This window comes from Burkholderia thailandensis E264 (genome assembly GCF_000012365.1).
GTDB classification, from domain to species: domain Bacteria; phylum Pseudomonadota; class Gammaproteobacteria; order Burkholderiales; family Burkholderiaceae; genus Burkholderia; species Burkholderia thailandensis.
Genome location: NC_007651.1, coordinates 781,036 through 803,974, shown reverse-complemented (window position 1 = coordinate 803,974; position 22,939 = coordinate 781,036). Strand labels below are relative to the sequence as shown.

The following is a 22,939-nucleotide window of genomic DNA, read 5'->3' as shown; positions in this document are numbered from 1 at the left end:
GCATCGGGCGCGCGCGGCGCGATCGTTCAGTGCGGATCGAGCGCCCCCGTCTCGACCCATCGCGCGACGAGGCCGGGCAGCTCCCGCATGTCGTCGAACACGCGCCGCGCGCCGATTCCGCGCAGCGCGTCGACCTGCCGCGGCGACGCGTGGCCGCCGCCGACGAAGCCGAGCACCGTCATGCCCGCCGCCGACGCGGCCGTCACGCCGGTCGCGCTGTCCTCGACGACGAGGCATCGCGACGGCGCGACGCCGAGCGCATGCGCGGCGGCCAGATAGACGTCGGGGGCGGGCTTCGGGCGCGCGACGCCGTCCGCGCAGAACAGGCGCTCGCCGAAAAAACGCTTGAGGCCCGTGCGGCGCAGCGCGGCGTCGACGTAATGCCGGCGGCTGTTGCTCGCGCACGCGATCGTCAGATCGATCCGCGCGAGCGCCGCGTCGATGCCGTCGACGACCGGCGCCTGAACCGCCGCCGCCTCGACGCTGCGCCGAATCGCTTCGACATCCGAATCGGCGAGCGCGCGGCCCGTACGCTCGCTCGCACAGCCGAGCACGCGCTCGGTGCGCAGGCCGAGAAGCGGCATCACGATCGGCCGCACCGCGACGCCCGGCCAGCGCGCCTCGAGCTCGCGCACCAGCACGTCGGCCGCGATCGCCTCGCTGTCGATCAGCACGCCGTCGCAATCGCAGACGAGCGCGCGCGCGTCGTGCGCATGCGCCGTCATTTGACCGCCCCAAACGTGAGGCCGCGCACGAGCTGCTTCTGCGACAGCCAGCCGACGACGAGAATCGGCGCGACCGCGAGCAGCGACGCCGCCGACAGCTTCGCCCAGAAGAGCCCCTCGGGGCTCGAGTACGACGCGATGAACACGGTCAGCGGCGCGGCGTTCGAGCTCGACAGGTTGATGCTCCAGAACGCCTCGTTCCACGACAGGATCACGAGCAGCAGCGCGGTCGACGCGAGGCCGGGCAGCGCCATCGGCATCAGCAGATAGACGATCTCCTGCCACGTCGACGCGCCGTCGATGCGCCCCGCCTCGAGGATGTCCCTCGGAATCTCGTTGAAATACGTGAACGTCATCCACACGGCGATCGGCAGGTTGATCAGCGTGTAGACGATCACGAGCCCCGAGACGGTGTCGAGCAGGCCCGCGTCCTTCCACATCAGATAGATCGGCACGAGCACGCCGACGGACGGCATCATCTTCGTCGACAGCATCCACAGCAGCACCTTCTGCGTGCGCCCGCTCGGGAAAAACGCCATCGCGTACGCGGCGGGCACGGCGAGCAGCAAGCAGACCACGGTTGCGCCTGCCGAGATCAGCACCGAGTTCCACGCGAACGCGAAGTAGTTGCTGCGCGCGAACACCTCGCGGAAGCTGTCGAGCGTCGGCACGAAGAAGAGCGTCGAAGAATACGCCTGCTGCTCGGTCTTGAACGCGGTGATCGCCATCCAGAAGATCGGAAAGAACAGCGCGAGCGCGACGAGCCACGCAAGCAGGCCCGGCAGCGCGCGCCTCACCGCGCCGAGCGCGGCGGGCAGCCCGCCGCTTGAAGCCGATACGGTCAGATCGCTCATGCTTCGTACTCCCCTTTCAGATTTCGCGCGAGCATTCTCACGAGGAAGAACGACACGACGTTCGCGAGCACGACGGCGAGAATGCCGCCCGCCGACGCGAGCCCGACGTCGAACTGCTGCAGCCCGAGCGCGTAGATCAGGTACGACAGGTTCGTCGTCGCGTCGCCCGGGCCGCCGCCCGTCGTCGTGTAGATTTCGGCGAAGATCGACAGCAGGAAGATCGTCTCCATCATCACGACGACCGCGATCGCGCGCCTCAGATGCGGCAGCGTGATGTAGAAGAACATCGCGAACGGGCCCGCGCCGTCGATCCGCGCGGCTTCCTTCTGCTCCTGGTCGAGCGACTGGATCGCGGTGAACAGAATCAGGAACGCGAACGGCAGCCACTGCCACGCGACGATCATCACGATCGAGGCGAGCGGATACTGCGCGAACCAGTCGATCGGCTGCATCCCGAGCGCGAGCATCGCGCGCGCGACGAGCCCGTACACCGGATGCAGGATCATGTTCTTCCAGATGAGCGCCGACACCGTCGGCATCACGAAGAACGGCGCGATCGCGATGAGGCGCGCGATGCCCTGCCCGTAGAACTTGCGGTCGAACAGCACGGCCATCAGCACGCCGCCCGCGACCGTGATCGCGAGCACCGCGCCGATCAGCGCGAGCGTGTGCCAGATCGCCGGCAGGAACGACGGGTCGGTCGCGAGGAAGCGGTAGTTGTCGAGGCCGGCGAAGCCCTTGACGTCCGGATTCAGCAGGTTGTAGCGCGTGAGCGAGAACCAGATCGTCATCGCGAGCGGAATCGCCATCCACAGGAACAGCACGGCGACGGACGGCGTCGCGAGCCAGCGCGCCGGCTTGCCGCGCGCGCGCCCGCCCGCGGCGCGCCCCGCGTCGCTGAGCGGCGCCGAGTGAGCGAGAGGAAGACGTAAGTGACGCATGATCGGGACCACCTCTTTCGATGCGCGGGCGCGTGCAGCGCTTGCGCCCGCGTGACGGCGATGCCGCGCGCGCCGCGCCTCGTGCGGGCGCGGCGCGCGCGGCGCTTCACTTCCGGTAGCCGGCCTGGCGCACCGCGCGATCGGCCGCCGCCTGCCCCGCTGCAAGCGCCTGATCGACGCTCATCTGCCCCGCGACCGCGCCCGCGATCGCCTGGCCGACCACCGTGCCGAACGACTGGAATTCAGGAATCCCGACATACTGGATGCCGGTGTACGGCACCTTCTTCAGCGACGGGTCGTTCGGATCGGCGGTCTGAATCGCCTTGAGCACGAAGTCCGAGAACGGCGCGGCCGCCTTGTACTCGGCGCGCTGATACGTCGACTGGCGCGTGCCCGGCGGCACCGACGCCCAGCCCTCGTCCTTGCCGACCATCTCGACGTACTGCTTCGACGTCGCCCACGTGACGAACTTCTTCGCCGCATCCTGCTGCTTCGACGTCTTCGGAATCGCCAGCGCCCACGCCCACAGCCAGTGCGAACCCTTCGGCGTGACGGCCACCGGCGCCGCCGCGAAGCCGATCTTCTCCGCGACTTGCGACTGCTGCTTGTTGTACAGCATGCCCGCCGCGACTGTCGCGTCGATCCACATCGCGCACTTGCCCGACGCGGTGAGCGTCAGGTTCTCGTTGAAGCCGTTCGAGCTCGCGCCCGGCGGGCCGTTCTTCTTCAGCAGGTTCACGTAGAAGTTGATCGCCTTCTTCCACTCGGGCGACGTGAGCTGCGCGTTCCAGTTCTCGTCGAACCAGCGGCCGCCGAACGTGTTGACGAGCGTCGACACGTACGCCATGTTCTCGCCCCAGCCCGCCTTGCCGCGCAGGCAGATCCCGTACGTGCCGTTCGCGCGGTCGGTCAGCTTGTCGGCGAACTCGGCAATCTGGTCGTAGGTCGGCTGCTCGGGCATCGTCAGCCCCTTCGCCGCGAACAGGTCCTTGCGGTAGAACGTCATCGAGCTCTCGACATAGAACGGCAGCGCGTACAGCTGGCCGTTGTACGACAGCGAATCGCGCGCCGTCTTGATCACGTCGTTCAGGTCGTAGCCGGCGGGCAGGTTCGTCATCGGCGCGAGCCAGCCGCGCTTGCCCCACTGCGGGGCCTCGTACGTGCCGATCGCCATCACGTCGAACTGGCCGCTGCCCGTCGTGATGTCGGTCGTCGCGCGCTGGCGCAGCACGTTCTCCTCGAGGATCACCCAGTTGAGCTTGATGTCCGGGTTCGCCTTCTCGAACGCGGACGACAGCTTCTTCAGCTCGATCATGTCCGGGTTGTTGAGCGTCGCGATCGTCAGCGTCGCCGCGTGCGCGGCGAGCGCCGACGACACGAGCGCGGCGAGCGCGGCCGCGCGTGCGGCGGCGATGGACGTCTTTCGTTGCATGGCATGTCTCCTGTTTTGATATCGTGTGGCCGCCCGGCGGGCGGGCCGCTTCAAGCGCTTTGCTGCATTCCGCACGCGCGCGCATAGCGCGAGATCACGTCCCGGACCCGGTATCGCACCCACGCGAGCGGCTCGCGCGCGAGCTCGCCACGCCGGCAGGCCGCGTACACGTCGGGCAGCCACTGCGCGACGAGCGTCTCGGGCGGCGCGCGGCGCGCGAGGTTGTCGAAGAGGCGCTCGAGCGCCGCCGCAACCGCGGGCTGCAGCCAGTAATAGCGGATTCGGTCACTGTAGCTGAACTGGCGCGCGATCCGCTGCGCGAGCGCGTCGCCGCGGTAGTACGGCGCCCAGTACTCGGGACGCTCGCGCATCGCCGCGTCGATCACCTCGCGCAGTCGCGAGCGCTCGGATGCGTGGTCGATGAGTGCGTCCTCGATGTAGGTCAGCGCGAACAGCGCCTCGCGCAGCGCGAACGTCAGCGCCGGCCCAACCTTCAGGATCGCGAAGTGATCGCGCACCAGCGCCGCGAGCGCATCTTCTGTCTGGTAATCGGTCGAATGCGCTTCGAACACGAGCGACGGCGTGCGCAGGATGCTCGCGCCGAGCGCGGCGGCGCGCGCCGGATCGTAGTCGAGCACGCGGCGATCGTCAAAATCGACGCCAGGCTGCGCGACGATCGCGATCACGCGCGACCAGGCGTGCCGCAAGCCGTGCCGCTCGAACGCGTCCCGATGCGCGGCGAGCGTCGCGCCCACGCTCTGCGCGCGCGTGACTTCGATCCGCGAAAACGCGCCGCCGTCGGCGGCCGCTTCGTTGCGCGCCTCGAGCGCCTCGCGCGCCGGCGGATTTGCTTCGCCATCCGGATCGTTCGCCGCGCCGGCTGCCGCCGCGCTCACCTCGCCGCCCGGCGTCGGCACCTCGGTGCCGATCACGTAGACAGGCGACGCGCCCGCGGCCACGGCCGCCTCCTCGGCGGCCGAGCACAGCTGCGCGGCGCGCTCGGCGACCGTCTCGTCGGACAGCGGCGCGGCATCGTCCGCGCACGCCATGCTCGCGTCCAGATGGATCTTCGTGAAGCCGGCGGCGACATACGCGGCGACCATCGTCCGCGCCTCGCGCATCGCGTCGCGCGCGGCGAGATGCCGCCACGGATTCGGGCCGAGATGATCGCCGCCGAGTATCAGCGCCTGCGCCGGAAAGCCCGCATCGCGCGCGAGCGCGTCGACGTCGCGCCGGAAATCCGCGGGCGTCATACCGGTATAGCCGCCGCGGTGATTGACCTGATTGCAGGTCGCCTCCACGAGCAGCGGCGATTCGTCGGCGCGCGCCGCCTCGAACGCCGCCTCGAGCACGAGGCGATGCGCGCTGCACACCGAATAGATGCCGCTCGCGCGCCCCGCGCGATTCGCATCGAAGATCTCGCGCAACAACTGCACGTGGCCGCCCGCGCGCGGGCGTTCGGCAACCGCGCTCACGCCGCGCATCGCACACCCCGCTCGGCCAGAAAACGGTCGATGTCGTCCGGCATGCTGTTGCCCTCCATCGGCCCGACGCGCGACACCGCGAGCGCGCCCGCCGCATTCGCGCGCGCGAGCGCGGTCGCGACGGGCAGCCCCGCGATCAGGCACGCGACGAACGTGCCGCCGAAGCAGTCGCCCGCGCCCGTCGGATCGACTTCGGCCGTCTCGTACGCGGGCGCGGCGATGCTGCCCGTGCGATCGAACGCGGCGCTGCCCGCCGCGCCGCGCTTGAGCACGACGCGCTCGAGCAGCGGATGCGTCGCGAGCAGCCCCGCGATCGCGCGCTCGGGCGGCTGCGGTCCGCAGAAAAACGGCAGGTCCGCCTCGCTCGGCAGGAACAGGTGGCACGCGTCGAGCATGTCGCGCAGCGCCGCGCGCATCGGCGCGAACGCGAGCATCTCGGCGCGCACGTTCGGATCGAACGAAATCTTCGCGCCGACGCGCGCCGCCTCGATCACGCCGCGCTTGACCGCGGCGATCGCGCTCTCGCTCGTGAGCGACGAGCCCATCACGTGGAAGTAGCGGCAGCCGGCGAACATCGCGGCATCGACGTCGGCCGGCTCGAGGAGCGCGCTCGCGCTGCCTTCGATGCTGTAGACGAATTGCCGGCCGCCGGCCGCGTGATACGCGACGCACGCGATGCCCGTGGGCCGCGCGGCGCGGCGGATGCGCGCGACGTCGACGCCGTGGCCCGCGAGCCGCGCGACGATCGCGTCGCCGAATGCGTCGCGGCCGACGCAGCCCGCATACGCGACCGACGCGCCCATGCGCGCCGCCTGATCGGCGAAGATCGCGGGCGCGCCGCTCGGAAACGGGCCGGCGAACTCGCCCGGCGCGGCGAAACCCTGGCCGCGCTTCGCGGCGACGAATTCGGCGAGCAGCTCGCCTGCGGCGACGATCGCGGCCATGAGGTCAGCTCATCCAGTTGCCGCCGTCGACGTTCAGCGTCTGGGCGGTGATGTAGTCGGCGTCCGCCGATGCGAGAAAGAGCGCGGCGCCCGTCAGATCGTCGGGCACGCCCATCCGGCCGAGCGGCACCGCTTCGCCGACGAGCCGCTTCTTCTCGCCGAGCGGGCGGTTCTCGTAGCGCGCGAAGAGCGCGTCGACGTGCTCCCACATCGGCGTATCGACGACGCCCGGCGCGATGCCGTTCACGTTGATCCCGTGCTTGGCGAGCGCGAGCGCGGCCGATTGCGTGTAGCTCAGCACCGCGGCCTTCGTCGCGCAGTAGTGCGACACGAGCGCCTCGCCGCGGCGCCCCGCCTGCGACGACATGTTGACGATCTTGCCGCCGCGGCCCTGCTCCACCATGCGCCGCGCCACCGCCTGCATCAGGAAGAACATGCCCTTCACGTTGACCGCGAACAGGCGATCGAACACGTCCCACGATTCGTCGAGGAGCGGACGCATGTCGAAGAGCGCCGCGTTGTTGAACAGGATGTCGACGCCGCCGAAGCGCTCGACGGCTGCGGCGACGATGCGCGCGATGTCGTCGCGGCGCGTGACGTCCGCCGAAACGGCGATCGCGCGCCCGGCATGCGCGTCGACGAGCCGGGCGAGCGCGCCGTCGGCCGGCTTCAGATCGACGAGCACGCAGCGCGCGCCCTCTTCCAGATAGCGTCGCGCCACGGCTTCGCCGATACCGCTTGCCGCGCCCGTCAGGATCGCGACCTTCTCCTGCAGTCTCACTGGTGTCTCCGATTCGTTATACGTCGCGCCGCCGGCCGCCGGGCCGAGCGTTCGCTCATTAACCGATCATTTGCTCTGCTTGCGAACGAATGATCGACCACGAAACCGGCACTGTCAAGGCGGAAAATCGGGGTTTCGATGATGCGCCGCCGCATCGCGATCCCGGGGCGGCCCACGCGGGACAAGGGCGGAAGCCGACGTGCGCGGCGCGGGGATGCGGCGCGCCTGGATACGTTATATCATCACGCCATCTCCCCGCCCGAACGGTTCGCACGATGGCATCGACCCACTCCCTCGCCGCCCGCCTTTCCCGCGCCGACGCGTTCGCCGCCGAGCACGGCCTCGCGTGGACGCCGCTGCGCCGCCAGGTCTACGAGCGTGTGCTCGCCGCCGGCCGGCCGACCGGCGCGTACGATCTGCTCGCCGAGCTCGAGCCGCAGCGCGGCCGCGTGCCGCCGACGACCGTCTATCGCGCGCTCGAGTTTCTCGTCGAGCACGGCTTCATCCACCGGATCGAATCGAAGAACGCGTTCATCGCGTGCTGCGAGATCGGCAAGCCGCACGAAGGGCAGTTCCTGATCTGCGAGGAATGCGGCGACACCGTCGAGATTCCCGGCGGCGATCTCGCGAAGCAGCTGTCGTCGAGCCCGCCCGCGCACGGCTTCGAGGTGCATCGGCAGGTCGTCGAGCTGACCGGCCTGTGCGGGCAGTGCAAGACGAAGCACGCGCATCACGGCTGAATCCGTTCGCCGCTTTTTCCGGCCGCTCGGCTCGCTGCGCGGCCGGCCGCTGTTCCCGGCTTCTTCATGCCGCCAACCGAATCGAGGATAGACCGCATGTCCCTTGCCGCCACGTTGCGCGCGCCGCTGCGCACGTTTGCCTCTTCGCCCCGCGCGCCGCGCCCGGCGCTCGAACTACACGCATCGCCGCTGCTGCGCGCGGCGCGCACGCTTGCCGCCGGCATCGCCGCGCTCGCGCTCACGAGCGCCGCGTTCGCGCAGAACGCGGCGCTCAAGATCGTCGCCGCCGAGAACTTCTACGGCGACGTCGCGAAGCAGATCGGCGGCGCGCGCGTCGCCGTGTCGAGCGTGCTCAGCAATCCCGATCAGGACCCGCACCTGTTCGAGGCGAGCCCGAAGGTCGCGCGCGAGCTGCAGCACGCGGATCTCGTGATCTACAACGGCGCCGACTACGATCCGTGGATGGCGACGCTGCTGGCCGCGTCGAGGAATGCGAAGCGCGCGACCATCGTCGTCGCCGAGCTCGTCGGCAAGAAGGCGGGCGACAACCCGCACCTGTGGTACGACCCGGCGACGATGCCCGCCGCGGCGCGCGCGCTCGCCGCGGCCCTCGGCTCCGCGGACCCCGCGCACAAGGCCGAGTACGACGCGAATCTCGCGAAGTTCGTCGCGTCGATGAAGCCGATCGACGCGAAGCTGGCCGAGCTGCGCGCGCGCTACAAGGGCGCGAGCGTGACCGCGACGGAGCCCGTGTTCGGCTACATGGCCGACGCGATCGGGCTCGACATGCGCAACCAGCGCTTCCAGCTCGCGGCGATGAACGACACCGAGGCGAGCCCGGCCGACATCGCCGCGTTCGAGAACGATCTGAAGAAGCGCCAGGTGCGCGTGCTGATCTACAACAGCCAGGCGGTCGAGCCGATGACGAAGCGCATGCTCAAGCTCGCGCAGGACGCGCGCGTGCCGACCGTGAGCGTCACCGAGACGCAACCCGCCGGCAAGACCTTCCAGCAATGGATGCTCGCACAGCTCGACGCGCTCGCGGCGGCGCTCGGGCAGCGCCCGTAACGAACGTTTCACGACAGCAACGACATGACCCACCCCATGCATGCGCTCGAACTCGATCACGTGACGCTCGCGCTCGGCGGCCGCACGATCCTGCGCGACGTGAGCTTCGCCGTCGAATCGGGCGAATTCGTCGGCGTGCTCGGGCCGAACGGCGCGGGCAAGACGACGCTGATGCGCGCCGTGCTCGGCCTCGTGCCGGCGCAGTCCGGCGTGATTCGCGTCGCGGGCGAGCCCGTGGCGCGCGGCAATGCGGCGATCGGTTACATGCCGCAGATCCGCAGCGCGCTCGCCGGGCGGCGCGTGCGCGGCCGCGATTTCGTCGCGATGGCGGCGGACGGCCACCGCTGGGGGCTGCCGCGCGCGAGCGCCGCGGTCGCGGCCGACGTCGATCGCGTGCTCGATCTCGTCGGCGCGAGCGCGCTCGCGACGCGCCCGCTGTCCGAGCTCTCCGGCGGCGAGCGCCAGCGCCTGCTGCTCGCGCAATGCCTGCTCGGCGCGCCGAAGCTGCTGCTGCTCGACGAGCCGCTCATCAGCCTCGATCCGAACCATCAGCGCGGCGTCGTCGAGCTCGTTCGGCGCGTGCAGCGCGAGCTCGGCATCACCGTGCTGTTTTCCGCGCACGAGCTCAATCCGCTCCTGAACGCGCTCGACCGCGTGCTGTATCTCGGCAACGGCGTCGCGGCGCTCGGCACCGTCGACGAAGTGATCACGAAGCCCGTGCTGTCGCGCCTGTACGGCTCGCCGATCGACGTGATGCGCGTGAACGGGCGCATCTTCGTGATGTCCGGCGACGTCGAAGTCGAGAAGCACGATCACGGACACGAGGACGAGCACGACCACGATCATGGTCACGGGCATGGCCACGCGCACGGCCACGCGCACGGCCACGCGCACGGCCACGGGCATGCGCACTCACACGGCGGCGGGCACTCACACGATGTTTGAATACGAATTCATGATCAACGCGTTCGCGGCGGCGGGGATCGTCGCCGTGCTCGCGGGCATCGTCGGCTACTTCCTCGTGCTGCGCGGACAGACGTTCGCGGGCCATGCGCTGTCGCACGTCGGCTTCACCGGCGCGACGGGCGCGGCGCTGTTTGGCCTTTCGCCGATCTGGGGGATGCTCGGCTTCACGCTCGCCGCCGGCATCGGGATGGGCGCGCTCGGCGAGCGGCTCGCGGGCCGCGACGTCGCGATCGGCGTGACCCTGTCGGTCGCGCTCGGCTGCGGGCTGCTGTTCCTGCATTTCTATACGAGCTACGCGACGCAGGTCACCTCGCTCCTGTTCGGCAACGTGCTCGGCGTGAGCCACGCGACACTCGTCGTGCTCGCCGCGATCGGCGCGGTGAGCCTCGCCGCGCTCGCGGCGATCGCGCGGCCGCTCCTGTTCGCGTCGCTGCAGCCGGAGCTTGCGGAGGCGAAGGGCGTGTCGCTGCGGCTCGTGTCGGTCCTGTTCCTGTCGATCTGCGCGCTCGCCGTCGCCGCGTGCACGCAGATCGTCGGCGTGCTGCTCGTGTTCACGCTGCTCGTGGGGCCGGCCGCCGCCGCGCAGAACCTCGCGACCCGGCTGTCGACGGGCATCTGGCTCGCGGCCGCGTTCGCGCTCGGCGAAGCCTGGTTCGGCATCACGCTCGCGTACTACACCGATTGGCCGACGAGCTTCTGGATCACCGCGCTGTCGGCGCTCGTCTACGGCGCGAGCCTCGTCGGGAAACGGCATCACGCGTGACGCGCGCTCGCGCGCGAGGCGCGTCGCTCGAGCGTCGACAACAAGAAGCCCGCACCGCGCTTGCGAGCCGTGCGGGCTTCTTCCGTCATTCTCGCCGTTTTCGCTTGCCGCGCCGCTCGTCGTGCCGATCGCGCGCGCCGGCTCATCGGCCGAGCACGCGCGCGTGATGCTCGATGTGATCGGCGATGAACGTCGAGATGAAGTAGTAGCCGTGATCGTAGCCCGCGTGACGGCGCAGCGTGAGCGGCTGGCCCGCCGCGCGGCACGCGGCCTCGAACACGTCGGGGTTGAGCTGCGTCGCCAGGAACGGGTCGGCGAGCCCCTGATCGATCAGGATGCCTTCGGCGAACCGCTTCGCGCCGGCGCGCGCGACGAGCTCGCTCGCGTCGTGCTGCTGCCACGCTTCGCGGTCGGCGCCCAGATAGCCGGAAAACGCCTTCTCGCCCCACGGGCAGCGCGACGGCGCGGCGATCGGCGCGAACGCAGACACCGAGCGGTAGACGTCCGGATGACGCAGCGCGAGCACGAGCGCGCCGTGGCCGCCCATCGAGTGGCCGAAGATCCCGAGCCGCGCGCCGTCGATCGGCAACTCGGCCGCCGCGATCTCGCGCAACTCGCCGGCGACGTACGACTCCATCCGCCAGTGCGCGGACCACGGCGCCTCGGTCGCATCCAGGTAGAAGCCCGCGCCGACGCCGAAATCCCACGCATCCGCCTCGCCCGGCACGAGCGCGCCGCGCGGGCTCGTATCGGGCGCGACGAGCGCGACGCCGTGCTGCGCGGCGAAGCGCTGCGCGCCCGCCTTGATCGCGAACGTCTCGTCGGTGCACGTGAGCCCGGCGAGGTAGAACAGCGCCGGCACGCGGCCGCGCGCCGCCTGCGGCGGCAGGTACACCGAGAACTTCATCGGCAGTCCGATCGTCTTCGATTCGTGCCGATAGAAGCGCTGCTCGCCGCCGTGGCACGCATGCGAAGAAACGAGTTCGAGCATCGTCGTCCCCATGCAAGGCCCCCGATCAGTACAGCACGACCGAGCGAATCGATTCGCCCTTCTTCATCAGGTCGAAGCCGTCGTTGATCTTCTCGAGCGGCAGCGTGTGCGTGATCAGGTCGTCGATGTTGATCTTGCCTTCCATGTACCAGTCGACGATCTTCGGCACGTCGGTGCGCCCGCGCGCGCCGCCGAACGCGGAGCCCTTCCATTCGCGGCCCGTCACGAGCTGGAACGGCCGCGTGCTGATCTCCTCGCCCGCCGCCGCGACGCCGATGATGAACGACTGGCCCCAGCCCTTGTGCGTGCACTCGAGCGCCTGGCGCATCACCTTCACGTTGCCGATGCATTCGAACGAGTAGTCGGCGCCGCCGTCGGTCAGCTGCACGATGTGGTCGACCACGTTCTCGACCTCGTTCGGGTTGACGAAGTGCGTCATCCCGAACTTCCTCGCGAGCTCGACGCGCTTCGGGTTGATGTCGACGCCGATGATCTTGTCCGCGCCCACCATCCTCGCGCCCTGGATCACATTGAGGCCGATGCCGCCCAGGCCGAACACGACGACGTTCGCGCCCGCCTCGACCTTCGCCGAGTAGACGACGGCGCCCACGCCCGTCGTCACGCCGCAGCCGATGTAGCAGATCTTGTCGAACGGCGCGTCCTCGCGCACCTTCGCCACCGCGATCTCGGGGACGACGATGTAGTTCGAGAACGTCGACGTGCCCATGTAGTGGAAGATCGGCTTGCCGCCGATCGAGAAGCGCGACGTCGCGTCGGGCATCAGGCCGCGCCCTTGCGTCGCGCGGATCTTCTGGCACAGGTTCGTCTTGCGCGACAGGCAGAACTTGCACTCGCGGCATTCGGGCGTGTAGAGCGGAATCACGTGATCGCCCTTCTTCAACGTGCCGACGCCCGGCCCGACGTCGACCACGACGCCCGCGCCCTCGTGCCCGAGGATCGCCGGGAAGAGGCCTTCGGGGTCGGCGCCCGACAGCGTGTAGTAATCGGTGTGGCAGATGCCGGTGGCCTTCACTTCGATCAGGACCTCGCCCGCGCGCGGGCCCTCGAGATCGACCTCTTCGATCGTCAGCGGTTCGCCCGCCTTCCAGGCGATCGCGGCTTTCGTCTTCATGCGTGTTCTCCGGAGAAGTCACTGGGTGGAATGTCGCCAAGTGTATCCGCATGCGCGGCCGGGCCGGCGGCTGCGGCGCGGAAATTGGCAGGAATCGGCGGAACGTTGTCAGGCTCGGGCGGCCGTGCGGACGGCCGCTTCCGGGGTGTCGGGGGCGTGTTGCCATGCCGCCATGCGCCACCAGGGCGGCGCGCGTGCGGTTGCGTCGGGGTGTCGGGGTGTCGCCGCCAGCCGCTGCCGCTGCCGCTGCCGTGGCCGGCGCGTGGCGAGCCGCCCCGGTCCGCCGGCCGCGGGCTTTCCGCCGCCGGCGAAGATGCGCCGAGCGCGACGCCGGAGCGGCCGCCGCCCCGGCCGCCGCGATCGTCCGCGCCGATGAAGTGAGTTAAGATCGGCGCGGTCTCGGCAAGTCGATGGTGAAACGGCATGGCAGCGGAAATTCCCCTCCGGCATCGGACGACGGCCGTCGATGTCGTGATCTATCCGGGATTCAAGGCAATCGAGGCCGTCGGCGTCATCAACGTGTTCGACTACGCGAATGCGCGGCTCGCCGCCGCCGGGCTCGCGCCCGTCTACGATCTTCAGATCGCCGCGCCCGCGAAGGGCGCGGTCAAGTCCGACACCCTCATCGTGCTCGAAGCGACGAAGGCGCTCGACACGCTCGCCGTGCCGGACACGGCGATCGTCGTCGGCGCGCGCGACATCGAGCGTGCGCTGCGCGACACGTCGATGCTCGTCGGATGGTGCCGCGACGTGTCCGGCCGGATCGGCCGGATGGTCGGCCTGTGCTCGGGCTGCTTCTTTCTCGCCGAGGCCGGCATGCTGGACGGCCGCCGCGCGACGACGCACTGGAGCGTCGCCCCCATATTGCGGGCGCGTTATCCGGCGGTGAAGGTGGAGCCCGATGCGATCTTCGTGCGCGAAGGCAACGTGTGGACCTCGGCGGGCGTGACGGCCGGCCTCGATCTCGCGCTCGCGATGGTCGAGGAGGATCTCGGCCGCGAGATCGCGCTCGCCGTCGCGCGCGATCTCGTGATCTATCTGAAGCGCCCGGGCGGCCAGTCGCAATTCAGCGTGTATCTGGCGAGCCAGATGACCGCGCACGCGTCGATTCGCGACGTTCAGGACTGGATTCTGAACTCGCTCGACACGCGCCTGAGCATCGCGCAGCTCGCGAAGCGCGCCGCGATGAGCGAGCGCAACTTCATCCGCGTGTTCGTGCGGGAAACCGGCTATCGTCCGGCCGAATTCATCGAAATCGCGCGGCTCGAAAAAGCGCGCCGCATGCTCGAGCAGGAAGCGCTACCGCTGAAGTCGGTCGCCATGCGCAGCGGGTTTCACTCCGACGACCAACTGCGTCGCGTGTTCATGCGCCGCCTCGGCGTGACGCCCGGCGCGTATCGCGAGCGGTTCTCCGGCACCGGCGTGCGCGACGTGCGGGCGAGCGGCGACGCGGACTGACGCGTCGGGCGCGTCGGGCGCAGAAAATGCGACACGAGTTTCCGGCCAGGCGCCCTGCAAAACGCCCCGCGCGCGCGTAATCCGTCCGCCAGTCTCGGCGACGCGGCGGCAACGCAACTCACCGGACGCGCGCCACGCCTTCACGGCAACGCTCGCATCGCGCCGGTCGGCACGACGTCGATCCCGACATCGATCGGCCCCCGTCGGTGCGGCGTCCCCGCTCAACCGCCCGCGTCGAACCACCCTTCGGCCCGTCGATACAGCTCGATGAAGCGCGCGTGCCGCGCGGCGAGCGCCGTGTCGTGCGCCGGCGCGGCGACGCGCGTCGCGCGCGGCGCGAGCGCCGCGAGCTCCGCCGCGCGCCAGTGCCCCGCCGCGACGCCACCGAGCAGCGCCGCCCCGCGCGCGGCGGCGTCCGCGCCGTCGACCGCGTGCAACTCGACGTCGAGCGCATCGGCAAGCAACTGCCGCCAGCGCGGCTCGACCGAGCCGCCGCCCGCGAGCCGCAGCGCGCGCACGGACGAGCCGTCCGCTCGAATCGCGTCGAGCCCGGTGCGCAACGCGAACGCGACGCCTTCGAACGCCGCGCGCATCAGCGCGCCGCGCGTGTCGCCGAGCGACAGGCCAAGCCAGCCGCCGCGCGCGGCGGGATTCATCCACGGCGAGCGCTCGCCCGTCAGGTACGGCAGGAAGCTGATCCGCGGCGACGCGCTCGCGCCGAACGCGTCGTCGTACGCGGCGCGCCAGTCCGGATAGACGAGCCAGCCGCGCGCCGATTCGAGCGCGATCCCGACGTTCTGCATCGCGGCCATCGTGTAATAGCGCGCGCCGCTCGCCGCGCGATAGCGGTGCAGCCCCGCGCGGGGCGCGGCGCCCTGCGCGGTCAGCACGACGATCTGCCCGCCCGTGCCCGTCGTGAGCAGCGCGTCGCCGTCCTGCGCGAGGCCGCTGCCGAGCGCCGCGCACGGCGTATCGCCCGCGCCCGCCGCAAGCGCGATCCCGGCGGGCAGGCCGAGCGCGCGCGCCGCGTCGGCCGACAGCGCGCCGCACCGCGCGTCCGACGCGCACGGCGCCGCGAACAGCTCGCGCGGCAAGCCGAGCGAGGCGACGAGCGCGTCGTCCCACTCGCCGTCCGGGCCGGCGAGCGCAGTCGCGCACGCATCGGACGGGTCGCTCGCAACGTCGCCGCCCAACGCGACGCGCAGCCAGTCCTTCGGCTGCAGCGCCCAGCGCGCGGCGCGCAGCGTATGCGGCTCATGCGCGGCAAGCCACGCGAGCAACGGCCCCGCCATGCCGGGCGACACCGGATTCGGCGACGCGGGCCAGCGCGCGACGAGCGCGGTCGCGCGCGCATCGGGCCACAGCATCGCGGGCCTCAGCGCGCGTCCCGACGCATCGGTCAGCACGACGCCGTGCATCTGCCCCGAGAAGCCGATCGCGCGCACCCGCGCGCGTTCCTGCTCGGGCAACCGTTTCGCGGCGTCGACGAGCGCGCGCCACCACACGGCGACGTCGATCTCCGCCCAGCCGGGCTGCGGCGTCGCGACCGCGCACGCGGCGCCCGATGACGCGCACGCACGGCCGTCGCCGTCGACGATCGCGAGCTTGAGGGACCCGGTCCCCAGATCAATGCCGAGAAATCGCATAACGAAACATGGATTCGAATGAGCCGACGCCGATGATAACCGCCCCGAACATCGATGCTCACGCGCGCGGCGCGCATGGCCGGAATTCCCGCCCGAAGCGGCTGCGCGCGGGTAAACCCGCTGCGCCTGCCGCGCTTCGCGCGAAGCCACTATGCCGATGCGCCGATACAGACCATAAACCAGACGATATTTGGCGGCGTCGACCGATCAATTTTGGCTGGCGATAAAACGGCATCACTCACCCGCTCGCGCAGGCCCCCGAGATGAACGCATCGCTCCGACGCCCCCGGCGCGCATATCGACGCAGCGAAGCACGGAATAGAAACCTGTGCTCTTGTTGCGATTCGTCGATGCGCATAACGTTGAACCACCATCAAAACAAGATCATGGAGTGAGACAGATGCAATCGAACACGGTCCATCCGTGCGATGAGGTGTTGCCGTCCGGCAAGCTGCTGACGCTCGGGCTGCAACACGTTCTCGTCATGTATGCGGGCGCCGTCGCGGTGCCGCTCATCGTCGGCGGCGCGCTCAAGCTGCCGAAAGACCAGATCGCGTTCCTCATCAGCGCGGATCTGTTCGCCTGCGGAATCGCGACGCTGATCCAGACGCTCGGCGTGTGGCTCTTCGGCATCCGCCTGCCCGTCATCATGGGCTGCACGTTCGCGGCCGTCGGCCCGATGATCGCGATCGGCACGAACCCGGGCCTCGGCATTCTCGACATCTTCGGCTCGACGATCGCCGCGGGCGCGATCGGCATCGTGCTCGCGCCGATGATCGGCAAGCTGCTGCGGTTCTTTCCGCCCGTCGTCGTCGGCACCGTGATCTCGGTGATCGGGCTGTCGCTGATGGAAGTCGGCATCAACTGGGCGGCGGGCGGCGTCGGCAATCCGAACTACGGAGACCCGGTCTATCTCGGGCTGTCGTTCATCGTGCTCGCGCTGATCCTCGTCATCAACAAGTTCGGCCGCGGCTTCGTCGCGAACATCTCGGTGTTGCTCGGGATGGTCGCGGGCTTCGCGATCGCGTTCGCCGCGGGCCGCGTGAACACCGACGGCGTCGCGGCGGCGCCGTGGGTCGGCTTCGTCGCGCCGTTTCATTTCGGACTCCCGCATTTCGATCCGCTCGCGATCGCGACGATGGTGATCGTGATGTTCGTCACGTTCATCGAATCGACCGGGATGTTCCTCGCGGTCGGCGACATGGTCGAGCGGCCCGTCGATCAGGAAACGCTCGTGCGCGGGCTGCGCGTCGACGGGCTCGGCACGCTGATCGGCGGCATCTTCAATTCGTTTCCGCACACGTCGTTCTCGCAGAACGTCGGGCTGATCGGCGTGACGGGCGTGAAGAGCCGCTTCGTCTGCGCGACGGGCGGCATGATCCTCGTGCTGCTCGGGCTCTTTCCGAAGATGGCGCAGCTCGTCGCGTCGGTGCCGCCGTTCGTGCTCGGCGGCGCAGGCATCGTGATGTTCGGGATGGTGGCCGCGAACGGCGTGAAGGTCCTGTCGAAGGTCGACTTCGTGCACAACCACCACAATCTGTTCATCGTCGCGGTGAGCATCGGCCTCGGGCTCGTGCCCGTCGTGTCGCCGAACTTCTTCTCGAAGCTGCCCGCCGCGCTCGCGCCGATCCTCCATAGCGGAATCCTGCTCGCGTCGGTGTCGGCCGTCGTGCTCAATCTCGTGTTCAACGGGATGAAGGGCGAGAGGGACGCGCGCTGCGACATTCACAGCGCGGGCTGCGACTTCGACGGGCGGCCGGCCGATCTGCATTGAGCCGCGGACGCGCGGCGCGCGGGCGATCGAACAGGCGCGCCGCCTGTCGAATCGCCTCGCCGACCTCGCGTCTCGATCCGATCATTGAATTACGATCGCGCGGCGAACGCCGCCGCGAACCGGACGCAGACATCGCTTCGCGGTGAAGCGCGCGGCACAAGCCGTGCAGCGCGCCCCCGCCCTCGCATCGCATCGCGTTTCGCGGCATTTCTCGTCTTCCGACGCGCGACATCCGCTCCGCCGGCCGGACAGGCGCATGCGGCTTGTGCGCGGAATGCCGCAAGCCGCATCGCATCGTCGAGCGGCGCGACGCCGGCCGGGAGCGGACAGCAACGACCAGACAAAAAACCCCGCGCTCGAAAAGCGCGGGGTTTTCGCGTATGCATCGCGATGCGGCGAATTCGCTACCGATCGCGCGCCGCGCGGCGAACGAATCGGCTGCCTTCGTCCGTCGCGGCGCCGGCGAGCGCTCAGCCGGCCGCCGGCGCGCTGGCCGCCGCAGCGGGCGCCGCCGACGCCGACGCCGACGCCGGCGCAGGCGCTGCCGCCTTGCCGTAGTCGACAGGCGCATCCGCCGGGCGCGGCGTCTCGCCCGCGCGTTCGATCCAGCCGCCGCCCAGCGCGCGATACAGATCGACGAGGTTCGTCCAGCGCGCGAGCCGCGCGCTGATCAGTTGCTGCTGCGCCGAATACAGATCCGTCTGCGCGGTCAGCACCGACAGATAACTGTCGACGCCGTTCTTGTAGCGCAGGTCCGACAGATCGTAGCGGCGCTGCTGCGCGTGCTCGTTGCGCTCGAGCGCCGCGATCTGCTGATCGTACGTGCCGCGCGCGGCAAGCCCGTCCGACACCTCGCGGAACGCGCTCTGGATCGCCTTCTCGTAGTTCGCGATCTCGATGCGCTTCTGCACGTGCGCGAGATCGAGATTGGCGATGTTCTGTCCGCCCTCGAAGATCGGCAGCGCGATGCTCGGCGCGAACGACCACGCCGCCGTGCCCGCCTTGAACAGGCCGCCGAGCGTCGGGCTCGCGGTGCCGAACGCGCCGGTGAGCGAGATTTTCGGGAAGAACGCCGCACGCGCCGCGCCGATGTTCGCGTTCGCCGCGCGCAGCGTCTCCTCGGCCTGCATGATGTCGGGGCGGCGCGTCAGCAGATCGGACGGCAGCCCGGCCGGGATGTCGGTCAGCAGATTCTGCGCATTGAGCGGCAGGCCGGCCGGCAGATCGTCGGGCAGCGGCTCGCCGATCAGCAGCACGAGCGCGTTGACCGCCTGCGCGCGGGCGCGCGCCTGCGCCTGCTGGTTCGCGAGCGCGGTCTCGACGACCGTCTGCGCCTGCCGCAGATCGAGCTCCGAGCCGGTGCCGTTGTCGAACTGCAGCTTCGTCAGGTCGTACGACGCGCGCGCCGTCTTCAGCGTGTTCTCCGTGATCTGCAGCAGATCGTCGGTCGACAGCAGCGTCAGATACTGATCGGCGACGCTCGCGACGAGCGAGATCTCCGCGGCCTTGCGCGCCTGCGCGGTCGCGAAGTATTGCGCGAGCGCCTGATCCTTCAGGCTCTGCACGCGGCCGAACAGGTCGAGCTCCCACGACGCGGACACGCCGACATTGTAGGTCCGCGAGATGAGCGGCTGGCCGGTTACCGACACACCGGCCGGCGTGCGCTGGATCGTGCCCGTGCCGGTGCCGTCGAGCGTCGGGAACAGGCCCGCGCGCGTGATCCGATACTGCGCGCGCGACGCCTCGACGTTGAGCACCGACACGCGCAGATCGCGGTTGTTCTTCAGCGCGATCTCGATCAGCCGCTGCAGGCGCGGATCGACGAAGAACTCGCGCCAGCCGATGTCGACGGCCGCCTGGCCGTTCGCGCTGCGCGCGCCGGCCGCGGCGCCCGGCTGCGCGGCGTAGACGCCGTCGGTCGGGAACGCGCCCGACACGGGCGCGGCCGGACGCTCGTAGCGCGGCGCGAGCGTGCAGCCCGCGGCGAGCAGCGCGACTGCGAGTGCAGTCAAAGCATGTTTTCGCTTCATCTGTTAATCCTTCTTGCCAGCGTCGTCGCCGTGCTCCGGCTTGTCGTCACGGTGCATGTGCTCGTGCGCGAGGCGCAGCGCCTCGTCGGCGTCTTCCTTCTCGCCGCTGAACACAGCCCGCACCTTCACGAAGAACATCGGGATCATGAAGATCGCGAGGAACGTCGCGGTGATCATCCCGCCGATCACTCCGGTGCCGATCGCGTGCTGGCTCGCCGAGCCCGCGCCGTTGCTGATCGCGAGCGGCAGCACGCCGAGGATGAACGCGAGCGACGTCATCAGAATCGGACGCAACCGCAGCCGCGCCGCCTCGAGCGCCGCCTCGATCGGCCCCATCTTCTCCGTCTGCTGCAGCTCGCGCGCGAACTCGACGATCAGAATCGCGTTCTTCGCCGATAGGCCGACCGTCGTCAACAGACCGACCTGGAAGAACACGTCGTTCTCGAGCCCGCGCAGCGTCGCGGCGAGCAGCGCGCCGATCACGCCGAGCGGCACGACCATGATCACCGAGAATGGGATCGACCAGCTTTCATACAGCGCGGCGAGACACAGGAACACGACGAGGATCGAGATCGCGTACAGGATCGGCGCCTGCGAGCCCGACTGGATTTCCTGGAACGACAGCCCCGTCCACGAATAGCCGATGCCCGTCGGCAGCTTCTTCGCGAGCGTCTCCATCGCCGTCATCGCCTGGCCGGTCGACTTGCCCGGCGCGGCCTGGCCCTGGATTTCCATCGCCGAGATGCCGTTGTAGCGCTCGAGCTTCGGCGAGCCGTACGTCCAGTGGCCGGTCGCGAACGCCGAGAACGGCACCATCCCGCCCGAGCCGTTGCGCACGTACCAGATGTTCATGTCCTCCGGCGTCATCCGGAACGGCGCGTCGGACTGCACGTACACCTTCTTGATCCGGCCGTCGGTATCGAGGAAGTTGTTCACGTACTTCGACGCCCACGCGATCGAAAACGTCTGGTCGATCGCATCCGCGGTCACGCCGAGCGCGTTCGCCTTCTCGCGGTCGATGTCGACCTTGTACTGAGGCGTGTCGTTCAGCCCGTTCGGACGCACGCCTCGCAGCGTCGGGTCCTTCGCGGCCATCCCCAGCAACTGGTTGCGCGCGGCCATCAGCGCGTCGTGGCCGAGACCCGCGTTGTCGGTCAGCTCGAAGTCGAAGCCGGCCGCCGTGCCAAGCTCGGGAATCGACGGCGGGTTGAACGGAATCACGAGCGCGTCCTTGTAGCCCGCGTAGCGTCCGAACATCCGGCCGATCAGCGCCTGCACCTTCTGGCTCGAGCTCTGCCGCTGCGAGTAATCCTTCAGCTTGACGAACACGAGGCCCGAGTTCTGGCCGCGGCCCGCGAAGCTGAAGCCGTTCACCGTGAACGCGGATTCGACGATGTCCTTTTCCTGCGTGAGCAGGTAGTCGGAGATGTTCGCGAGCGTGCGCGCGGTCGTCTCTTGCGTCGAGCCCGACGGCGTCTGGACGATCACGAACATCAGGCCCTGGTCTTCGTCCGGCAGGAACGACTTCGGCAGGCGCACGAACAGCAGGCCGACCGCGACGATCACCGCGAGATAGATGATGAGCCAGCGGCCCGAGCGCTTGATCACGTGGTGCACGCCGACGTGATACTTGTCGCGGCTCGCGTTGAAGGTCCGGTTGAACCAGCCGAAGAAGCCCTTCTTCTCCTCGTGATGCCCTTGCGGGATCGGCTTGAGGATCGTCGCGCACAACGCCGGCGTCAGAATCAACGCGACCAGCACGGAGAGCACCATCGCCGAGACGATCGTCAGCGAGAACTGACGATAGATCGCGCCGACCGAACCGCCGGAGAACGCAACCGGCACGAACACCGCCGACAGCACCAGCGCGACGCCGACGAGCGCACCCGTGATCTGGCCCATCGCCTTGCGCGTCGCTTCCTTCGGAGACAAACCCTCCTCCGCCATCACCCGCTCGACGTTCTCGACGACGACGATCGCGTCGTCGACGAGCAGGCCGATCGCAAGCACGAGACCGAACATCGACAGCACGTTGATCGAGAAGCCGACCATCGACATGATCGCGAACGTGCCGAGCAGCACGACGGGCACCGCGATCGTCGGGATGATCGTCGCCCGCAGGTTCTGCAGGAACAGATACATCACGAGGAACACGAGAACGATGCCCTCGAGCAGCGTCTTCACCACCTCCTCGATCGACAGGCGCACGAACGGCGTCGTGTCGTACGGGTACTTGACGACGAGGCCGTGCGGGAAATACGCCGACATTTCGTCGATCTTCGCGCGCACCGCCTTCGCGGTCGCGAGCGCGTTCGCGTTGGTCGCGAGCTGGATGCCGAGCGCCGCGGTCGGCTGGCCGTTGTACTTCGTGTCGAAGTTGTACGTCTCGCCGCCCAGGCCGATCTGCGCGACGTCCTTCAGCCGCACCCGCGAGCCGTCCTGGTTCACCTTCAGCAGGATGTCGCCGAACTGCTCGGGCGTCTGCAGCAGCGTCGCCTCGGTGATCGTCGCCTGCAGCACGGTGCCCGGCACGGCCGGCGTGCCGCCCAGTTGGCCGCCCGCGATCTGCACGTTCTGCGCGGAGATCGCGCTCGTCACGTCGACCGGCGTGAGCCCGTAGTTCGTGAGCTTCGTCGGATCGAGCCAGATCCGCATCGCGTACTGCGAGCCGAACAGCGTGACGGTGCCGACGCCGTTGATCCGGCTGATCGGGTCCTTCACGTGCGACGCGACGTAGTTCGCCAGGTCGTACTTGTTCATGCTGCCGTCTTCGGAGTTGAAGGCGAGCACGAGCAGGAAGCTGCTGCTCGACTTCGTCACCGACAAGCCGAGCTGCTGCACCACCTGCGGCAAGATCGGCGTCGCGAGCGACAGCTTGTTCTGCACCTGGACCTGCGCGATGTCGGGATTCGTGCCAGGCGCGAACGTGATCGTGATCGTCGCGTTGCCCGAGTCGTCACTCGTCGACGACATGTACAGGAAGTTGTCGAGACCGCTCATCTGCTGCTCGATCACCTGCGTGACCGTGTCTTCGACGGTTTTCGCCGAAGCGCCCGGATAGTTCGCGGTGATCTGGATCGACGGCGGCGCGATCGTCGGATACTGGGCGATCGGCAGCGTGAAGATCGCCGCGACGCCGGCCAGCATCAGGATGATGGCGATCACCCACGCGAAGATCGGGCGATCGATAAAAAACTTTGCCATGAAGCA

Annotated in this window: 18 protein-coding genes; 6 read left to right on the top strand and 12 right to left on the bottom strand. The window is 69.3% G+C overall.

Going from position 1 to position 22,939, the window contains the following annotated elements:
* Positions 1-26: 26 nt before the first annotated feature.
* The 7 genes from BTH_RS15750 to BTH_RS15720 form a co-directional block, all read right to left on the bottom strand.
* Entirely contained in the window at positions 27-725 is a 699-nt protein-coding gene (locus BTH_RS15750) for an HAD family hydrolase (RefSeq protein ID WP_009892723.1), read from the bottom strand.
* Positions 722-1,579 carry a carbohydrate ABC transporter permease gene (locus BTH_RS15745; protein ID WP_009892724.1) on the bottom strand — a complete coding sequence of 286 codons (858 nt, stop codon included), beginning with the start codon at positions 1,577-1,579 and terminating at the stop codon, positions 722-724. The genes BTH_RS15750 and BTH_RS15745 overlap by 4 nt, the downstream gene beginning before the upstream one ends.
* Positions 1,576-2,520, bottom strand: a complete 945-nt coding sequence (locus BTH_RS15740) for a carbohydrate ABC transporter permease (protein ID WP_009892725.1) — start codon at positions 2,518-2,520, stop codon at positions 1,576-1,578. Before BTH_RS15740 ends, BTH_RS15745 begins: the two co-directional genes overlap by 4 nt.
* Positions 2,521-2,626: 106 nt before the next feature.
* Positions 2,627-3,952: an ABC transporter substrate-binding protein gene (locus BTH_RS15735; protein ID WP_009892726.1), complete on the bottom strand. Its 1,326-nt coding sequence runs from the start codon at positions 3,950-3,952 to the stop codon at positions 2,627-2,629.
* A 50-nt stretch (positions 3,953-4,002) separates the two neighbouring features.
* Positions 4,003-5,436, bottom strand: a complete 1,434-nt coding sequence (locus BTH_RS15730; protein ID WP_009892727.1) for a D-tagatose-bisphosphate aldolase, class II, non-catalytic subunit — start codon at positions 5,434-5,436, stop codon at positions 4,003-4,005.
* Positions 5,424-6,380: a sugar kinase gene (locus BTH_RS15725; protein WP_009892728.1), complete on the bottom strand. Its 957-nt coding sequence runs from the start codon at positions 6,378-6,380 to the stop codon at positions 5,424-5,426. The genes BTH_RS15730 and BTH_RS15725 overlap by 13 nt, the downstream gene beginning before the upstream one ends.
* A gap of 4 nt (positions 6,381-6,384) precedes the next feature.
* Positions 6,385-7,161, bottom strand: a complete 777-nt coding sequence (locus BTH_RS15720) for an L-iditol 2-dehydrogenase (protein ID WP_009892730.1) — start codon at positions 7,159-7,161, stop codon at positions 6,385-6,387.
* Between the two features lie 275 nt (positions 7,162-7,436).
* Between BTH_RS15720 and BTH_RS15715 the strand changes: the two genes are divergently transcribed.
* The 4 genes from BTH_RS15715 (at position 7,437) to BTH_RS15700 (ending at position 10,698) form a co-directional block, all read left to right on the top strand.
* On the top strand, positions 7,437-7,901 hold the full coding sequence (locus tag BTH_RS15715; RefSeq protein ID WP_009892731.1) for a Fur family transcriptional regulator: 465 nt from the start codon (positions 7,437-7,439) through the stop codon (positions 7,899-7,901).
* 96 nt (positions 7,902-7,997) lie between these two features.
* The gene (locus tag BTH_RS15710) at positions 7,998-8,969 is read left to right on the top strand and encodes a metal ABC transporter solute-binding protein, Zn/Mn family (RefSeq protein ID WP_009892733.1); all 972 of its coding nucleotides are present in this window, start codon (positions 7,998-8,000) and stop codon (positions 8,967-8,969) included.
* A gap of 36 nt (positions 8,970-9,005) precedes the next feature.
* Positions 9,006-9,914: an ABC transporter ATP-binding protein gene (locus BTH_RS15705; RefSeq protein ID WP_009892734.1), complete on the top strand. Its 909-nt coding sequence runs from the start codon at positions 9,006-9,008 to the stop codon at positions 9,912-9,914.
* Complete coding sequence (locus BTH_RS15700; RefSeq protein WP_025987609.1) at positions 9,874-10,698, top strand: metal ABC transporter permease; 825 nt, start codon at positions 9,874-9,876, stop codon at positions 10,696-10,698. The genes BTH_RS15705 and BTH_RS15700 overlap by 41 nt, the downstream gene beginning before the upstream one ends.
* Before the next feature lie 142 nt (positions 10,699-10,840).
* On the opposite strand, the gene fghA is transcribed toward BTH_RS15700, so the two are convergent.
* Together fghA and BTH_RS15690 are read right to left on the bottom strand one after the other, a co-directional pair.
* Positions 10,841-11,701 carry an S-formylglutathione hydrolase gene (fghA, locus tag BTH_RS15695; RefSeq protein ID WP_009892737.1) on the bottom strand — a complete coding sequence of 287 codons (861 nt, stop codon included), beginning with the start codon at positions 11,699-11,701 and terminating at the stop codon, positions 10,841-10,843.
* A 13-nt stretch (positions 11,702-11,714) separates the two neighbouring features.
* Positions 11,715-12,821, bottom strand: coding sequence for an S-(hydroxymethyl)glutathione dehydrogenase/class III alcohol dehydrogenase (locus BTH_RS15690; RefSeq protein WP_009892738.1), 1,107 nt, complete (start codon positions 12,819-12,821; stop codon positions 11,715-11,717).
* A 423-nt stretch (positions 12,822-13,244) separates the two neighbouring features.
* On the opposite strand from BTH_RS15690, the gene BTH_RS15685 reads away from it, so the two are divergent.
* A complete protein-coding gene (locus BTH_RS15685) occupies positions 13,245-14,279 on the top strand; it encodes a GlxA family transcriptional regulator (protein WP_009892739.1) in 1,035 nt (344 codons plus the stop codon).
* 221 nt (positions 14,280-14,500) lie between these two features.
* Here BTH_RS15685 and BTH_RS15680 read toward each other — a convergent pair whose 3' ends face one another.
* On the bottom strand, positions 14,501-15,925 hold the full coding sequence (locus BTH_RS15680; RefSeq protein WP_009892742.1) for a xylulokinase: 1,425 nt from the start codon (positions 15,923-15,925) through the stop codon (positions 14,501-14,503).
* A gap of 400 nt (positions 15,926-16,325) precedes the next feature.
* Between BTH_RS15680 and BTH_RS15675 the strand changes: the two genes are divergently transcribed.
* Positions 16,326-17,699 carry a nucleobase:cation symporter-2 family protein gene (locus tag BTH_RS15675; RefSeq protein WP_009892744.1) on the top strand — a complete coding sequence of 458 codons (1,374 nt, stop codon included), beginning with the start codon at positions 16,326-16,328 and terminating at the stop codon, positions 17,697-17,699.
* Positions 17,700-18,169: 470 nt separating this feature from the next.
* Here the strand turns inward: BTH_RS15675 and oprB are convergent, their stop codons facing one another.
* Together oprB and bpeB are read right to left on the bottom strand one after the other, a co-directional pair.
* Entirely contained in the window at positions 18,170-19,729 is a 1,560-nt protein-coding gene (gene oprB, locus BTH_RS15670; RefSeq protein ID WP_011401835.1) for an efflux RND transporter outer membrane subunit OprB, read from the bottom strand.
* Positions 19,730-19,732: 3 nt separating this feature from the next.
* Positions 19,733-22,933 carry an efflux RND transporter permease BpeB gene (bpeB, locus tag BTH_RS15665; RefSeq protein WP_009892746.1) on the bottom strand — a complete coding sequence of 1,067 codons (3,201 nt, stop codon included), beginning with the start codon at positions 22,931-22,933 and terminating at the stop codon, positions 19,733-19,735.
* Between the last annotated feature and the right edge of the window lie 6 nt (positions 22,934-22,939).

What these genes read in the sequence shown, in the direction of transcription:
- BTH_RS15685 (WP_009892739.1), top strand. Translation starts at nt 13,245, where the DNA reads ATGGCAGCGGAAATTCCCCTCCGGCATCGGACGACGGCCGTCGATGTC.
- BTH_RS15750 (WP_009892723.1), bottom strand. Translation starts at nt 725, where the DNA reads ATGACGGCGCATGCGCACGACGCGCGCGCGCTCGTCTGCGATTGCGAC.
- BTH_RS15690 (WP_009892738.1), bottom strand. Translation starts at nt 12,821, where the DNA reads ATGAAGACGAAAGCCGCGATCGCCTGGAAGGCGGGCGAACCGCTGACG.
- BTH_RS15705 (WP_009892734.1), top strand. Translation starts at nt 9,006, where the DNA reads ATGCATGCGCTCGAACTCGATCACGTGACGCTCGCGCTCGGCGGCCGC.
- BTH_RS15675 (WP_009892744.1), top strand. Translation starts at nt 16,326, where the DNA reads ATGCAATCGAACACGGTCCATCCGTGCGATGAGGTGTTGCCGTCCGGC.
- oprB (WP_011401835.1), bottom strand. Translation starts at nt 19,729, where the DNA reads ATGAAGCGAAAACATGCTTTGACTGCACTCGCAGTCGCGCTGCTCGCC.
- BTH_RS15745 (WP_009892724.1), bottom strand. Translation starts at nt 1,579, where the DNA reads ATGAGCGATCTGACCGTATCGGCTTCAAGCGGCGGGCTGCCCGCCGCG.
- BTH_RS15730 (WP_009892727.1), bottom strand. Translation starts at nt 5,436, where the DNA reads ATGCGCGGCGTGAGCGCGGTTGCCGAACGCCCGCGCGCGGGCGGCCAC.
- BTH_RS15680 (WP_009892742.1), bottom strand. Translation starts at nt 15,925, where the DNA reads ATGCGATTTCTCGGCATTGATCTGGGGACCGGGTCCCTCAAGCTCGCG.
- bpeB (WP_009892746.1), bottom strand. Translation starts at nt 22,933, where the DNA reads ATGGCAAAGTTTTTTATCGATCGCCCGATCTTCGCGTGGGTGATCGCC.
- BTH_RS15740 (WP_009892725.1), bottom strand. Translation starts at nt 2,520, where the DNA reads ATGCGTCACTTACGTCTTCCTCTCGCTCACTCGGCGCCGCTCAGCGAC.
- BTH_RS15700 (WP_025987609.1), top strand. Translation starts at nt 9,874, where the DNA reads ATGCGCACTCACACGGCGGCGGGCACTCACACGATGTTTGAATACGAA.
- BTH_RS15710 (WP_009892733.1), top strand. Translation starts at nt 7,998, where the DNA reads ATGTCCCTTGCCGCCACGTTGCGCGCGCCGCTGCGCACGTTTGCCTCT.
- BTH_RS15715 (WP_009892731.1), top strand. Translation starts at nt 7,437, where the DNA reads ATGGCATCGACCCACTCCCTCGCCGCCCGCCTTTCCCGCGCCGACGCG.
- BTH_RS15735 (WP_009892726.1), bottom strand. Translation starts at nt 3,952, where the DNA reads ATGCAACGAAAGACGTCCATCGCCGCCGCACGCGCGGCCGCGCTCGCC.
- BTH_RS15725 (WP_009892728.1), bottom strand. Translation starts at nt 6,380, where the DNA reads ATGGCCGCGATCGTCGCCGCAGGCGAGCTGCTCGCCGAATTCGTCGCC.
- fghA (WP_009892737.1), bottom strand. Translation starts at nt 11,701, where the DNA reads ATGGGGACGACGATGCTCGAACTCGTTTCTTCGCATGCGTGCCACGGC.